The organism is Streptomyces sp. NPDC050534, from assembly GCF_044457745.1.
Classification (GTDB): Bacteria; Actinomycetota; Actinomycetes; order Streptomycetales; family Streptomycetaceae; genus Streptomyces.
Genome location: NZ_JBITHF010000010.1, coordinates 224859 through 238951, shown reverse-complemented (window position 1 = coordinate 238951; position 14093 = coordinate 224859). Strand labels below are relative to the sequence as shown.

The 14093-nt window shown below is 72.0% G+C and carries 12 protein-coding genes and 2 pseudogenes; 8 read left to right on the top strand and 6 right to left on the bottom strand.

Annotated features, from left to right (window positions below):
* The first annotated feature begins 48 nt into the window (after positions 1–48).
* The gene (locus ACIBN2_RS31160; RefSeq protein WP_399139322.1) at positions 49–399 is read left to right on the top strand and encodes a hypothetical protein; all 351 of its coding nucleotides are present in this window, start codon (positions 49–51) and stop codon (positions 397–399) included.
* Positions 400–474: 75 nt separating this feature from the next.
* Positions 475–1914, top strand: coding sequence for a S28 family serine protease (locus tag ACIBN2_RS31155; RefSeq protein ID WP_399139320.1), 1440 nt, complete (start codon positions 475–477; stop codon positions 1912–1914).
* Between the two features lie 35 nt (positions 1915–1949).
* On the opposite strand, the gene ACIBN2_RS31150 is transcribed toward ACIBN2_RS31155, so the two are convergent.
* Together ACIBN2_RS31150 and ACIBN2_RS31145 are read right to left on the bottom strand one after the other, a co-directional pair.
* Positions 1950–2591, bottom strand: coding sequence for a hypothetical protein (locus ACIBN2_RS31150; protein ID WP_399139318.1), 642 nt, complete (start codon positions 2589–2591; stop codon positions 1950–1952).
* Positions 2592–2718: 127 nt separating this feature from the next.
* Entirely contained in the window at positions 2719–4512 is a 1794-nt protein-coding gene (locus ACIBN2_RS31145; protein WP_399139316.1) for a glycoside hydrolase family 3 protein, read from the bottom strand.
* A 526-nt stretch (positions 4513–5038) separates the two neighbouring features.
* Between ACIBN2_RS31145 and aroA the strand changes: the two genes are divergently transcribed.
* Complete coding sequence (gene aroA / locus ACIBN2_RS31140; RefSeq protein WP_399139315.1) at positions 5039–6295, top strand: 3-phosphoshikimate 1-carboxyvinyltransferase; 1257 nt, start codon at positions 5039–5041, stop codon at positions 6293–6295.
* A 40-nt stretch (positions 6296–6335) separates the two neighbouring features.
* Complete coding sequence (locus ACIBN2_RS31135; RefSeq protein ID WP_399139313.1) at positions 6336–6977, top strand: GNAT family N-acetyltransferase; 642 nt, start codon at positions 6336–6338, stop codon at positions 6975–6977.
* A gap of 12 nt (positions 6978–6989) precedes the next feature.
* Here ACIBN2_RS31135 and ACIBN2_RS31130 read toward each other — a convergent pair whose 3' ends face one another.
* The 3 genes and pseudogenes from ACIBN2_RS31130 to ACIBN2_RS31120 all read right to left on the bottom strand — a co-directional run.
* On the bottom strand, positions 6990–7790 hold the full coding sequence (locus tag ACIBN2_RS31130) for a sugar phosphate isomerase/epimerase family protein (protein ID WP_399139311.1): 801 nt from the start codon (positions 7788–7790) through the stop codon (positions 6990–6992).
* An 11-nt stretch (positions 7791–7801) separates the two neighbouring features.
* Entirely contained in the window at positions 7802–8734 is a 933-nt protein-coding gene (locus tag ACIBN2_RS31125) for a GNAT family N-acetyltransferase (RefSeq protein ID WP_399139309.1), read from the bottom strand.
* Between the two features lie 76 nt (positions 8735–8810).
* A pseudogene (locus tag ACIBN2_RS31120) lies at positions 8811–9307 on the bottom strand (dihydrofolate reductase family protein); the annotation flags it as partial.
* Between ACIBN2_RS31120 and ACIBN2_RS31115 the strand changes: the two are divergent.
* Positions 9301–9378 (top strand): annotated as a pseudogene (locus tag ACIBN2_RS31115) (dihydrofolate reductase); the annotation flags it as partial. The pseudogenes ACIBN2_RS31120 and ACIBN2_RS31115 sit on opposite strands and share 7 nt — an antisense overlap.
* 156 nt (positions 9379–9534) lie before the next feature.
* Here ACIBN2_RS31115 and ACIBN2_RS31110 read toward each other — a convergent pair.
* Positions 9535–10593 (bottom strand): LacI family DNA-binding transcriptional regulator, encoded by a 1059-nt coding sequence (locus ACIBN2_RS31110; protein WP_399139307.1) that lies wholly within the window; start codon positions 10591–10593, stop codon positions 9535–9537.
* Positions 10594–10880: 287 nt separating this feature from the next.
* On the opposite strand from ACIBN2_RS31110, the gene ACIBN2_RS31105 reads away from it, so the two are divergent.
* The 3 genes from ACIBN2_RS31105 to ACIBN2_RS31095 are packed head-to-tail and all read left to right on the top strand — an operon-like array spanning position 10881 to position 14028.
* A complete protein-coding gene (locus tag ACIBN2_RS31105; protein WP_399139306.1) occupies positions 10881–12032 on the top strand; it encodes a Gfo/Idh/MocA family protein in 1152 nt (383 codons plus the stop codon).
* A complete protein-coding gene (locus ACIBN2_RS31100) occupies positions 12029–13195 on the top strand; it encodes a dihydrodipicolinate synthase family protein (protein ID WP_399139304.1) in 1167 nt (388 codons plus the stop codon). Before ACIBN2_RS31105 ends, ACIBN2_RS31100 begins: the two co-directional genes overlap by 4 nt.
* Positions 13196–13233: 38 nt before the next feature.
* The gene (locus ACIBN2_RS31095) at positions 13234–14028 is read left to right on the top strand and encodes a sugar phosphate isomerase/epimerase family protein (RefSeq protein WP_399139594.1); all 795 of its coding nucleotides are present in this window, start codon (positions 13234–13236) and stop codon (positions 14026–14028) included.
* The last annotated feature ends 65 nt before the right edge of the window (positions 14029–14093 follow it).

The window sequence follows — 14093 nt, the reverse complement described above, 5'->3', positions numbered from 1 at the left end:
ACAGTGGACTGTGGTGCGATACGGCGGCGAGGCGTGACGCTTTTTGCCGTGCTGGCCGCTTCCGGGCTGCTCGCCGTCCTGGGGCCCGCGGCCGACGCGCAGGCCGCGTCGTCGTCCTGCCCGGGCCGCAACATCCGGACGTTCACCTTCTCCACCGGTTCCGTGAAGCTGTACAGGAGCGGCAACTACCTCTGCGCCCTCACCGTCCCCGAAAACCCCGGCGCCCGGCGCCAGATGATGGTCAGCCTCCAGGTGCGCGGCTTCGAACCCGTCGTGGACAAGGGGCGGTTCGCCCAGCACGCCGGACCGGTGCGGGCGTACGTCGGCCACCGCACGGTGTGGATCAAGGGATCGGTGGGTCGCGGCTCGTACGACTCCCGCGGCTGGAAGCGCTTCTGACCCTCACGGCCCCTGGTGCGCAAGGGAGTTGCTCCGTAGGCTCCGCACGCACATCTGTCTCACAGGGGAGGGTGCATGCGCAAGGCGCTCAGATGGCTGATGGCGCTCACGGTGTGCATAGGCACGGTGAGCACGGCAGGCGCGGCCACCGCCGCGGAGCCGACGGCCACCACCACCAAAGCGACCACCGACATCAAGGATCAGCTGCTCGCGATACCGGGCATGAGCCTGATCGAGGAGAAGCCGTATCCCGGCTACCGCTTCTTCGTCCTCGACTACACCCAGCCGATCGACCACCGCCACCCGTCCAAGGGCACGTTCCAGCAGCGGATCACCGTGCTGCACAAGGACGTCAGCCGCCCGACGGTCTTCTACACCGGCGGCTACAACGTCTCCACCACGCCCAGCCGCCGCGAGCCGACCCAGATCGTGGACGGCAACCAGGTCTCCATGGAGTACCGCTTCTTCACGCCGTCCCGGCCCGACCCGGCCGACTGGTCGAAGCTGGACATCTGGCAGGCGGCCAGCGACCAGCACCGCATCTTCAAGGCGCTGAAGAAGATCTACAGCAGGAACTGGATCTCCACCGGCGGCTCCAAGGGCGGCATGACCGCCACCTACTACGAGCGCTTCTACCCGCGCGACATGGACGGCGTCGTCGCGTACGTCGCCCCCAACGACGTGGTCGACGACGAGGATTCGGCCTACGACCGCTTCTTCACCCAGGTCGGCACCAAGGAGTGCCGCGACCGGCTGAACGCGGTGCAGCGCGAGGCGCTCGTGCGCCGCGAGCCGCTGGAGAAGAAGTACGCGGCCTACGCCGCCGACAACGGCTACACCTTCACCACCATCGGCAGCCTGGACCGCGCCTACGAGGCCGTCGTCCTCGACTACGTCTGGGGCTTCTGGCAGTACAACCTGCTCGCCAACTGCGGTGACGGCAGCCTGGTCCCGCCGGACGCGAAGAGCGCGACCGACGACCAGATCTGGAACTCGGTCGACACGATCTCCGGGTTCTCGTTCTACACCGACCAGGGCCTGGCGCCGTACACGCCGTACTACTACCAGGCGGGCACGCAGCTGGGCGCGCCGACGATCCACTTCCCGTACATCGAGAAGAAGTACGTCCGCTACGGCTACCAGCCGCCGCGCAACTTCGTGCCGCGCGACATCCCGATGACGTTCCAGCCGTACGCGATGCGCGACGTCGACTCCTGGGTGCGTCACCACGCCCACCACATGCTCTTCGTCTACGGCTCGAACGACCCGTGGGGCGCCGAGCGGTTCGGCGTCGGCAAGGGGTCCAAGGACGCGTACGTCTTCACGGCCCCGGGGATGAACCACGGCGCCAACGTCGCCGGCCTGGTCGCCGGCCAGAAGGCGCTGGCCACCGCCCGCATCCTGGACTGGGCCGGTGTCCCCGCCGCCACCGCGGCGCAGGCGAAGCCGCTGGCGAAGTTCGACAGCAGGCTGGACGTGCGCGACGCGGAGCGCGATCCGGCGCTGCGTCCGTAGGAGCCGGCAACTCCGCTGCTGCGTCCGGCCGTTGGTCACACCGGCCGGGCGCAGCCCACCGGCGCCTTGCCCTCCAGCCGTACGTACAGCGCCGTCGCCGCCGGGCACCGGGTGCGCTCGGCGACGGCCTTCACCACCTTGTACTGCGGCTTCTTCCCGCCGCTGCCGTCGCAGGCGGTCTCGCGGACCTGGCCGCTGCCGGAGCCGTAGACGCAGTCCCCGACGATGGTGCGGGGACCGCCCCCGCCGCCCGGGTCGCCGGGATGCGGCGGCTCCAGATCGCGCATGCAGGCGTAGCCCTGCGGTACCGGGCTCTCCCCGCCGGACGAGGACTTCTGCGCGCTGATGTGCAGGACGAAGTCCGTCGTCGCCGGGCACAGCGGGCCCCGGCCCACCGGGCCGTCGAAGCGCGCCACGACCCGGGCCGCCGCCCGCTCGCTGGTGCACGGCACCTCGGTGAAGCTCGTAGTGCCGAACGAACTGCACTCGTCGACGGCGAGGAACACCTCGCCGTACCCCGATGCCGGCGTCGAGCTCGTAGCGCCGCCAGCCGTGGGCCGCTCGCCGGTCGCGTCCTCGCCCGTACCGGACGACGACAGCATCTGGCAGCCGGTCAGCAGAGCCATGGCCAGAACCAGCAGTGCGCAGACCACCCCCACGGAACTTCTCTCACGCATCGCCAACCCCCCGGATACCCCGGTCCAGCGTGACCCGCCGCAGCGGGCACACGCCAGAGACGCGGGAGGCTTTGGGCCGGTTGACGGGTGCACGCCGGGTGTGCGGCGTATGCGCCCTACGTCCCGTCTAGTACGACAGTCCGTGCCCGATGGGGTACAGCACCTGCGTCGGGTCGTCGGCCCGCTGCACCGGCACCGGCAGGCGTCCGCGCGGCCCCACCTGCCCGGCGATCACCCGCGCGGCGGCCCGCAGCTCGACGTCGGTCCAGGAGTAGCTGGCCAGGTAGGCCCGGACGGTGGGGAGTTGGGCCACGTCGTAGGGGTTGCGGACGGCGATCGCCACCACCGGTTTCCCGGTCGTCACGAGTTGCTCGACCAGCGTCTTCTGCGCGTTGCCCGCGGTGACGTTGTAGGTGCCCACGACCACCGCGTCCGCGTCCTGTGCCGCCGCGACCGCCTTCGCGATCGTCGCGGCGGAGGGGGCGGTGCCCGTGGACAGGGCCGTGGCGCTGAAGCCCAGCCCGGAGAACGCGGTCGCGAGGACGCCGGTGGGCGGGCCCGTGGTGCCGGACGGCGAGGCCGGGTCGGCGCCCACCACCAGGAGCCTGCGGTGCGCGGCCCGCGACAGCGGCAGCAGCTGCCCGTCGTTGACGAGCAGGGTCGTCGTGCGCTCCGCGATGCGGTCGGCCGCTGCGAGGTGGGCGCGGGTGCCGACCGTGCCGTCCACGCCGTGACCGCTGACGTAGGGCTGCTGGAACAGCTTCAGGCGTGCCTTGAGGCGCAGGATGCGCAGGATCGACTCGTCGAGGCGCGCCTCGGTCAACTCGCCGCCCTGTACGGCCTTCAGGACGGCGTTCCAGGCGACGGGGAGGTCGGGCGGGTTGAGGAGCTGGTCGACGCCGGCCTTGAGCGCGAGCACCGGGACGCGGTCGTCGCCGTACTTCGTCCGTACGCCCTCCATGCCCAGCGAGTCCGTCACCACCACGCCGTCGTAGCCGAGTTCCCCGCGCAGGATGCCGGTGAGGATCGGGTGGGAGAGGGTGGCCGGGTCGCCGGAGTCGTCCAGGGCCGGGAACTGGATGTGCGCGGTCATGATCGCGTCGATGCCCGCCTTGACGGCCGCCCGGAAGGGGACGGCGTCCAGCTTCTCCCACAGCTCCCGGCTGTGGGTGATGACCGGGAAGCCGTAGTGGCTGTCGACGGCCGTATCGCCGTGGCCCGGGAAGTGCTTGGCGGTCGCGGCGACCGAGGAGCGCTGGTACCCGCCGACCTCGGCGGCCACCATCGCGGCCACCGCGTCCGGGTCGGCGCCGAAGGAGCGCACGCCGATGACCGGGTTGGCCGGGTTGATGTTGACGTCGGCGTCGGGGGAGTAGTCCTGGTTGATGCCGATCGCGCGCAGTTCGGCGCCGGAGATGCGGCCGAGGGTGCGGGCGTCCTCGCGGGAGCCGCCGGCACCCATGGCCATCGCGCCCGGGAAGAGTGTCGCGGGCGCGCCGACGCGGCAGACGATGCCGTGCTCCTGGTCGGTGGTGACGAGCACGGGCAGGCCGCGGGGCAGGGTCAGCGAGGCGCGCTGGATCCCGTTGGACAGTTCGGCGATCTGGTGGGGGTCGCGGGTGTTGTGCGCCCAGGTGAAGTAGATGATGCCGCCCACGCGGTATTTGGCGATCAGCTCGGCCGCCGTGCGCACGCCGATCTCGCTGAGGTTGGCGTCGATGTCGGCCTGGTCTGGGTCGGTCGCGGAGTGGCCGTAGACGCGCATGACGAAGAGCTGGCCGACCTTCTCCTCCAGCGTCATGCGGGAGATGAGGGACCGGAGCTTCTTGTCGTCCACCGCGGCGGCGTGTGCGGGGGTGCCTAGGGCCAGGGCGGCGGTGACGCCCGCGGTGGCGGCGAGAACGGTACGTCTGGAGGGCACGTGCGCTCCTTCCGGAGGATCCACTGAAGGAAACTTCCAAGGAGTCACCAATAACCGGGAAGTTTCTGCCAGTCAAGGGAACGCACAGGACGCGAGGGGGACGAAAAGGGGCCGCCATCGGCGCTGTTGGAGGGGGGCGCGCCGATGGCGGCGTGCTGCCGGCCGCAGTACGGCGGAGAGGGTGGGTCAGCGATCGCAGCCAGCAGCGAGGGCCGACACCGCACGGCGGAGACTCATCCGGCAGCTTGCGGGTTGGACGAACCGTAAAGGGGCCGGGTTCCCCCGTTCCGGGCGAATGCGGGAAGTCGGGGGCCGAGGGGCGGGCGGGACGACTGTGACGCGATGTGCGGCCACGGCTCCTGCAGTGTGCGTACGGTCTCTGCGGTCGGCGGGCGGCTCCTTTGCGCCACCGGGCGTACGGGAACGGTGGGGGCGGAGCCGGTGCCGGTGACGGGTGGGCGACGGGAAGCGGTCCATCCCGTGGACGCACCGGCGTCGCCGGTGACGGTCGGCCGATCATGAAGGCATGCCCGTAGTCGACATCCCCGGTTCCAAGTCCATCACCGCCCGCGCGCTCTTCCTCGCGGCGGCGGCCGACGGCGTCACCACCCTGCGGCGCCCCCTGCGTTCGGACGACACGGAGGGCTTCGCCGAAGGGCTGACGGCTCTCGGCCACCGCGTCGGCCGGACCCCGGACGCCTGGCAGGTGGACGGCTGCCCGCAGGGCCCTCCGGCGCGCGAGGCGGACGTGTACTGCCGCGACGGCGCCACGACCGCCCGCTTCCTGCCGACGCTCGCGGCGGCGGGCCACGGCACCTACCGCTTCGACGCCTCGCCCCAGATGCGGCGCCGTCCGCTGCTGCCCCTCACCCGCACCCTGCGCGACCTCGGCGTGGACCTGCGGCACGAGGGGGCGGAGGGGCACCACCCGCTGACGGTGCGGGCGGCGGGTGTCGAGGGCGGCGAAGTGGTCCTGGACGCGGGCCAGTCGTCGCAGTACCTGACGGCCCTGCTCCTGCTCGGCCCGCTCACGCGCAAGGGCCTGCGCATCCGCGTCACGGACCTGGTGTCGGTGCCGTACGTGGAGATCACGATCGCGATGATGCGGGCGTTCGGCGCGGAGGTGGTGAGGGAGACGGTCCTGGGGGAGGACGTCTTCGCCGTCCCGCCCGGCGGCTACCGCGCCACCACCTACGCCGTCGAACCGGACGCCTCCACGGCGAGTTATTTCTTCGCGGCGGCCGCGGTGACACCGGGCGGCGAGGTCACGGTGCCGGGGCTGGGGGAAGGGGCACTCCAGGGCGACCTCGCTTTCGTCGACGTGCTGCGCCGGATGGGCGCGGAGGTGTCGGTACGCCCGGACGGCACCACGGTCCGCGGTACGGGGTCGCTGCGCGGCCTCACCGTCAACATGCGGGACATCTCGGACACGATGCCCACGCTGGCGGCGATCGCCCCGTTCGCCTCCGGTCCGGTGCGGATCGAGGACGTGGCCAACACCCGCGTGAAGGAGTGCGACCGCCTGGACGCCTGCGCCGAGAACCTGCGGCGCCTGGGAGCCGACGTGCGCACGGGCCCCGACTGGATCGAGATCCACCCGGGCGCGTCCGCCACGGCGGGCGCGGAGATCAAGTCCTACGGCGACCACCGCATCGTGATGTCCTTCGCGGTCGCCGGGCTGCGGGTGCCGGGCATCTCCTTCGACGACCCCGGCTGCGTACGGAAGACGTTCCCGGGTTTCCATGAGGCGTTCGCGGCGGTCCGGGCCGGTCTGCCCGGATAATCGTTCGACGGAGCGCGGCGGGCCCGGCAGACTCGCCGGGGTGACGTTCACATGTGAAGCACCGGTGCTGCAGGGCTGGTTGGTGAGGCTGGAGCCGCTGGGACACCGGCACGTGGCCGACCTCGCGGTCGCGGCGGAGGAGAACCGCGGCAGCTACGGGTTCACCTGGGTGCCGCGGGCCGACGAGGTCGGGCGGTACGTCGACGAGCAGCTCGCCCGGGCGAAGACGGGGCGCCTGCTTCCCTACGCCCAGGTGTCGCTCGCGACGGGCCGTGCGGTCGGCGCCACCTCGTACTGGGAGCCCCGGTGCTGGCTGGCCGACGGCCGACTCGACGCCGTGGAGGTCGGGTTCACCTGGCTCGGCGCCTCCGCGCAGGGCACGGGCATCAACGCCGAGGCCAAGCTGCTGCTGTTCCGGCACGCGTTCGAGGAATGGGCGGTGTCGCGCGTCGACCTCAAGACCGACGCCCGCAACGCACGCTCCCGCGCGGCGATCCAGAGCGTGGGCGCCCGCTTCGAGGGCGTGCTCCGCAACTGGTCGCGCTCCTGGGCCCCGGGCGAGGACGGATGCCTGCGGGACTCGGCGATCTACTCGATCACGTCCGACGAATGGCCCGACTGCCGGGGGCGGTTGGAGGAGCGGGTGGCCCGCTCACTCGCGCGGGCCACGGCACGAGGCTGACCGGACGGCCGGCTACGCGCACTCGTTCAGCAACCGCCCCAGATGCTCCCGCCCCGCCGCCAGCAGATCCTGCAGCGGCGCGGCGTCCTCGTACCACCGCTTCTCGTACTCCCAGCACAGCCAGCCGTCCCAGCCGTGGCGCGAGAGGACCTCCACGCACTCGGTGAGGGGGAGGACCCCGGCGCCGAGTGCGAGCGGAGTCGTGTCGTCGGCGGAGGCGATGTCCTTGACCTGGACGTAGCCGAGATACGGCGACAGGGCCGCGTACGACTCCGAGGGCTGCTCGCCGCCCAGCCAGGTGTGCATGACGTCCCACAGGGCGCCGACATGGCGGTGGCCGACCAGGCCGAGGACGCGGATCGCGTCGGCGCCGGTGCGGTGCGAGTCATGGGTCTCGAGCAGGATGCGTACGCCCAGGTCGGCGGCGTACTCCGCGGCCGTGCCGAGCCGCCGGGCGGCCGTCGCGTCGGCGCGCTCGCGGGTCTGCTCGGCGCCGGCGCCCGGGAAGACCCGGACGTAGGGGGCGCCGAGGTCGCGGGCCAGGTGGAGCAGGTCGCGGATCTCGTCGATCACCGGCCCGTCGTCGCCGGGCGCGGCCACGCGCGCGTACCCCGCCAGTCCCAGGAGCTCGATGCCGCCCGCCTTGAACTCGGAGGCCACATCCGCCCGTTGGTCGAGGTTGAGGCCGGGGTGGACCGGCTCCTCCGGGTGCGCGCGCAGCTCGACGCCGTGGTAGCCGTGGGTGGCCGCGAGGTTGATCACGTCCGTGACGGGCAGGCCGGGGACACCGAGGGTGGAGAAAGCCAGTCTCATGGTCCCTACTGTCACCCCGGGGTGCCGTGCAGGTCCAGCCGCCAGTCCTGGCCGTTCAGGTCCTTTCCGAAAGATCGGTGCGGTTTCTCCCCGACGAGCACGAATCCGTGACGCTGGTAGACGCGGCGGGCGGAGGCGAGCACGTCGTTGGTCCACAGGACGAGCTCGCGGTAGCCGACGCCGCGCGCGAAGTCGATCACCGCGCGCACGAGCCGGTCCCCGATGCCGAGACCGCGCACGTCGGGCTCGACCAGCAGCAGCCGCAGCCGGGCGGTGGCCGGGGCGTCGTCCCGTACGCACATCACGCAGCCCACCGGGCGGCCTTCGAGCTCGGCGATCCACACCCGCTCCAGATGCGGGTCGTGGTCCTCGGCGAAGTCGGCGACGATCCGCGCGACCAGCCCCTCGTAGTCGGCGTTCCAGCCGAACTCGGAGGCGTACAGGGCGGCGTTGCGCTGGACGATCCACCCGAGGTCGCCGGGGGAGGGGTCGCGCAGCACGACGTCCTCGCGGCGGGGCGCGCGGCCGTCGGAGAGGATCTCGCGGACCGTGCGCATCGCCTCGGACAGCCGGGGGCGGTCGGCGGAGGGCACGGAGGCGAGCAGCGCGCCGACCGACTCGTTGGCCCGCTCGGCGAGCAGCGCGGCGGTCTCCCGGCCGCGGGCCGTGAGCGTGACGCGGACCCGCCGGGGGTCACGCGCCGACGGCGTCCGCTCGACCAGCCCGTCCTCCTCGAACTTGTTCAGGATCCGGCTCAAGTACCCGGCGTCGAGGGTGAGTTCGGTCCGCAGATCGGCGGCGTCCGTACGCGGCGAGTGCGCGAGTTCGTAGAGCACACGGGACTCGGTCAGGGTGTACGGGGCGTACAGCTGGCGGCTGTAGTCGAGGGCGCCGATGACGTTCGTGTAGAAGCGGTTGAAGGTGCGGATGTCCTGGACGGTCATGAGCATCGAACCCCCGGATACTTGACTCAGTCAGAGATGCCGTCGGTTCGAGACTAGGACACCCGCACCGCGCGGGCTACCCCTCGGCGGCCACGGGCCGGTAGACGCTCACCTGCACGCCGGTCCTGCCCGTCGCCGCGGAGTCCAGCTCGAAGCCCCGCTTCGCGCCGTCCTCGGGGAAGACGGACTTCCCGCCGCCGAGGATCACCGGCATGTGGATGAGCTGCAGCTCGTCGACCAGCCCCGCGCCGATCAGCGTCCGCACGAGCGTGGGGCTGCCCATCATCGCCAGGTCGCCACCGGGCGCCGCGCGCAGCTCCCGGATCCGCGCGACCGCCTCGCTCCCCGCGATCCGCTCCGTGTTGGTCCAGGTCAGCTCGGCGTCGGAGAGGGTGTCGGTCACGACGTACTTCTTCAGCGCGTTCAGCCGGTCGGCTGGGGGTGCCCCGCTCGCGGGGGAGGATCATCCCCGGCGCGCTCGGGTCAGGCCCCCGCCATCGTCAGATACGTCCGCCGCCCGTACAGCAGCGCCTCGGCGTTCTCCAGCCCCGCGGCGAAGGCCCCGCCCACCAGAGGACACGGACGGGGGGTTCGCGCACGGCGGGTGGTCTCGTCCGTACTTCGATCCCGAGGGACTGATGGGCCGCGCGGAACTCATCGGCCGGGTCCGGGCCAGGACCCATGGCCTGCCCCGGGGGGCCGAACGCCCTCGAGCGGCCCGCGGTGGCAGCGGGAGCTGCGCAAGGACAGGTGACCGCCGAACGCGTCGCCGACGCGAGGGCCCGGCCGCCCGCGGGCGGTCAGGCGGACACGTGCTGCCGCGGCGCCCCGGACGACCCCCGCACCATCAGCTCTCCACGCACCGTCGCGATACCCCCGGGCGGCGCGTCCTCGCGCCCCATGGCGATCCGCCCCGCCCGGGCGCCCGCCTCCGCCAGCGGCAGCCGCACCGTCGTCAGCGCGGGCACCGCGTCGATGCTGAACGGCAGATCGTCGAACCCGGCGACGGACACGTCCTCCGGAATCCGCAGCCCCGACTCCCTGAGCGCCGCACAAGCCCCCAGCGCGACGGAGTCGTTGGCCGCGACCACGGCGGTCAGCGAGGGGTCCCGCCGCAACAGCTCCAGCGTCGCCTCGAACCCGGAGGTCCGGTCGTACCGCCCGTGCACCGTCCACCCCGGGTCCTCGGAGATCCCCGCCGCGGCCAGCGCGGCGCGATGCCCCTCCAGCCGGTGCCGCGTCGTCGTCCGCTCCTCCGGCCCCGCGATGTACCCGAGCCGCCGGTGCCCCAGCCCGATCAGATGCTCGGTCAGCCGCTGCCCGCCGCCGCGGTTGTCGAAGGTGATCGCGATCGCTCCGGTGTCCTCGGCCTGCGGCCGCCCGCACAGCACCACGCGCGTGCCCGCCTCCGTCAGCCTGCGCAGCTTGGAGGCGACCGCCGCCGCGTGCGGCGCGTCCTCCATGGCACCGCCGGTCAGCACGACCGCCGCCGCCCGCTGGCGCTGGAGCAGGGTCAGATACGTCAGTTCGCGCTCCGGCGAACCCCCGGTGTTGCAGACGACCGCCAGCCGCTCGCCGCCGGCCCGCCCGCCCGGCCCGCCGATCTCCGCCTGGATCGCGCTCGCCATGATCCCGAAGAAGGGGTCGGCGATGTCGTTGACCAGAATTCCGACCAGGTCGGAGGTGGCGGCGGCCAGCGAACTCGCGGGACCGTTCAGCACGTAGTCCAGCTCGTCGACCGCCTTCAGCACCCGCTCCCGGGTGGAGGCGGCCACGGGATAGTTCCCGTTCAGCACGCGCGACACCGTCGCGGGGGAGACCTGCGCGCGGGCCGCCACGTCCGCCAGGGTCACCGTCATCTCGTCGTCCTCCGGTCACGCATCTCGTCGCACCTCGTCGTACGCCCTCGTAGACAGGCACCAGGGGCCCACGGTTCCGAGTACGTCGAGCAGACCTTACGGCCAGATGCCCCCACTGTTCGTCCCCTCGAACAACTCGAAGCGGTCACGGTCTTGTCTGGACCGGTGGTCAGAGGCTAGCTTCTCATGAGAGATAGAAAGCGCTTGCTGTGACGCTCAACAGGAGGGCCATCGCGGCGCGCACACCCGCGAACGACGCTGAGTACGACGCCTGCGAAGGGAATGACGTGACACGCAAGACGGTGCGTATCGCCATGAACGGCGTGACCGGGCGCATGGGCTACCGCCAGCACCTGGTCCGCTCCATCCTGGCCATCCGCGAACAGGGCGGCCTGGACCTCGGTGACGGCGAGGTGCTGTGGCCGGAACCGGTCCTCGTCGGCCGCCGGGAGCACGCGCTGCGCGCGCTCGCCGAGCGGCACGGCCTGGAGCACTTCACGACCGACGTGGACACCGTCCTCGCCGACCCGTCCGTGGACATCTACTTCGACGCCCAGGTGACCTCGGCCCGCGAGGAGGCCCTCACGAAGGCGATCGCCGCGGGCAAGCACATCTACACCGAGAAGCCCACCGCCACCGGGCTGGCCGGTGCCCTCGAACTCGCCCGGCTCGCGCACGAGAAGGGCATCAAGCACGGCGTCGTCCAGGACAAGCTCTTCCTGCCGGGCCTGCTCAAGCTCAAGCGCCTCATCGACGGCGGCTTCTTCGGCCGGATCCTGTCGGTCCGCGGCGAGTTCGGCTACTGGGTCTTCGAGGGCGACTGGCAGTCCTCCCAGCGCCCCTCCTGGAACTACCGCGCCGAGGACGGCGGCGGCATCGTCGTCGACATGTTCCCGCACTGGGAGTACGTCCTGCACGAGCTGTTCGGCCGCGTGAAGTCCGTCCAGGCGATCGCCACCACCCATGTCCCGCAGCGCTGGGACGAGGACGGCAAGCCCTACGACGCCACGGCCGACGACGCCGCGTACGGGATCTTCGAACTCGACGGCGGCGCCATCGCCCAGATCAACTCCTCCTGGGCCGTGCGCGTCAACCGCGACGAACTCGTCGAGTTCCAGGTCGACGGCACGGAGGGCTCGGCGGTCGCGGGCCTGCGCAACTGCCGTGTCCAGCACCGCAGCATGACCCCGAAGCCGGTGTGGAACCCGGATATCCCGGCCACCTACTCCTTCCGCGACCAGTGGCAGGAGATCCCGGACAACGAGGAGTTCGACAACGGCTTCAAGGCCCAGTGGGAGCTGTTCCTGCGGCACGTGTACGCCGACGCCCCCTACCGCTGGGACCTGCTCGCCGGCGCCCGCGGCGTCCAGCTCGCCGAGCTGGGCCTGCGGTCCTCGGCCGAGGGCGCCCGTCTCGACGTACCGGAGATCTCGCTGTGACCATCCGACTCCCGGAGTTCAAGGACGGGTCCTTCCAGGGCGGGTTCAGGGCCTACGAGCCGCGCAGCGAGCCCCTGGTGGTGACCCCCGGGGCCCCCTTCGCCTCCCGCACGGTCTTCTCGGCGGCGCACGTCGTCGCCGACCCGTACGCGGACGGGTCGCCCGACGCGCCCGCCGCCGTCGACTGGGACGCCACCCTCGCCTTCCGCCGTCACCTGTGGTCCCACGGGCTCGGCGTCGCCGAGGCCATGGACACCGCCCAGCGCGGGATGGGCCTGGACTGGGCGGGCGCGGCCGAGCTGATCCGGCGTTCGGCCGCCGAGGCCAAGGCGGTCGGCGGCCGTATCGCCTGCGGCGTCGGCACAGACCAGCTCACCGCCGGGTCCCTCGCCGAGGTCCGCGCCGCCTACGAGGAACAGCTCGCCCTCGTCGAGGCGTCCGGCGCGCAGGCCATCCTGATGGCCTCCCGGGCCCTCGCCGCGGCCGCCTCCGGCCCCGAGGACTACCTGGAGGTCTACGGCCACCTCCTCCGCCAGGCCACCGAGCCGGTGATCCTGCACTGGCTCGGCCCGATGTTCGACCCGGCGCTGGAGGGCTACTGGGGGTCGGGCGACCTCGACGCGGCCACGGACACGTTCCTCGACGTCATCGCCGCGCACCCCGACAAGGTGGAGGGCATCAAGGTCTCCCTGCTGGACGCCGGGCGGGAGATCGGCGTCCGCCGCCGGCTCCCGCAGGGCGTGCGCTGCTACACGGGCGACGACTTCAACTACCCCGAGCTGATCGCCGGCGACGGGCAGGGCTTCAGCCACGCCCTGCTCGGCATCTTCGACCCGCTGGGCCCGCTGGCGGCCGAGGCGGTGCGCGTCCTCGACACGGGGAACGTGACCGGATTCCGCGAGCTGCTCGACCCGACGGTCGAACTCTCCCGGCACCTCTTCCAGGCCCCGACCCGCTTCTACAAGACGGGCGTCGTCCTCCTTGCCTGGCTGGCCGGCCACCAGTCGCACTTCACCATGGTCGGCGGCCTGCAGTCGGCCCGGTCGCTGCCGCACTTCGTCCGCGCCTACGAACTCGCCGACGGCCTGGGCCTGTTCCCCGACCCGAAGCTGGCCGAGGAACGGATGAAGAACCTGCTGTCCCTGTACGGAGTGAACCAGTGAGCGCTCTCGGTGACCTGTCCCGCTTCTCCGTCAACCAGATGACGGTGAAGCAGCTGTCGATGCCCGAACTGGTGTCTGCCTGCGTCGAGTTGGGTGTCCCGGGCGTGGGCCTGTGGCGCGAGCCGGTCCAGTCCTACGGCGTCGACGCGACGGCGAAACTGATCCGCGGCGCGGGCCTGGCCGTCACGACCCTGTGCCGCGGCGGCTTCTTCACGGCGATCGACCCGCAGGAGCGTGCCAGGGCGCTGGACGACAACCGGCGGGCCGTCGACGAGGCCGCGGCGCTCGGCACGGACACCCTCGTCCTGGTCTCGGGCGGCCTCCCGGCCGGTTCCAAGGACCTGCACGGTGCGCGGGAGCGCATCGCGGACGCGCTGGCGGTGCTGGGCCCGTACGCCGAGGAGCGCGGGGTGAGGCTGGCCATCGAGCCGCTCCACCCCATGTACGCCGCCGACCGCTGCGTGGTCTCCACCCTCACCCAGGCCCTCGACCTCGCCGAACGGTTTCCCGCCCACCAGGTCGGCGTCACCGTCGACACGTACCACATCTGGTGGGACGACACCGCGCCCGCACAGATCGCCCGCGCGGGCGCCGGCGGCCGCATCCACACCTTCCAGCTCGCCGACTGGACGACCCCCCTCCCGCAGGGCGTCCTCAACGGCCGCGGCCAGATCGGCGACGGCTCGATCGACATGCGCGAGTGGAAGGGCTACGTCGAGGCCGCCGGCTACACCGGCCCCATCGAGGTCGAGCTGTTCAACGACGGCCTGTGGGCCCGCGACGGCCGCGAGGTTCTGAGGGAGACGGCCCGGCGGTTCGTGGAGCACACATGAGCGGACGGGGGGCCGCGAAAAAGTTCTGAAGAATCTGAGGAAGCCGTACAACCCTTCCCCCACCT

Excerpts from the sequence above, each read along its gene's own strand:
- ACIBN2_RS31155 (WP_399139320.1), top strand. The coding sequence starts at position 475 with ATGCGCAAGGCGCTCAGATGGCTGATGGCGCTCACGGTGTGCATAGGC.
- ACIBN2_RS31150 (WP_399139318.1), bottom strand. The coding sequence starts at position 2,591 with ATGCGTGAGAGAAGTTCCGTGGGGGTGGTCTGCGCACTGCTGGTTCTG.
- aroA (WP_399139315.1), top strand. The coding sequence starts at position 5,039 with ATGCCCGTAGTCGACATCCCCGGTTCCAAGTCCATCACCGCCCGCGCG.
- ACIBN2_RS31130 (WP_399139311.1), bottom strand. The coding sequence starts at position 7,790 with ATGAGACTGGCTTTCTCCACCCTCGGTGTCCCCGGCCTGCCCGTCACG.
- ACIBN2_RS31125 (WP_399139309.1), bottom strand. The coding sequence starts at position 8,734 with ATGACCGTCCAGGACATCCGCACCTTCAACCGCTTCTACACGAACGTC.
- ACIBN2_RS31110 (WP_399139307.1), bottom strand. The coding sequence starts at position 10,593 with ATGACGGTGACCCTGGCGGACGTGGCGGCCCGCGCGCAGGTCTCCCCC.
- ACIBN2_RS31095 (WP_399139594.1), top strand. The coding sequence starts at position 13,234 with ATGACGGTGAAGCAGCTGTCGATGCCCGAACTGGTGTCTGCCTGCGTC.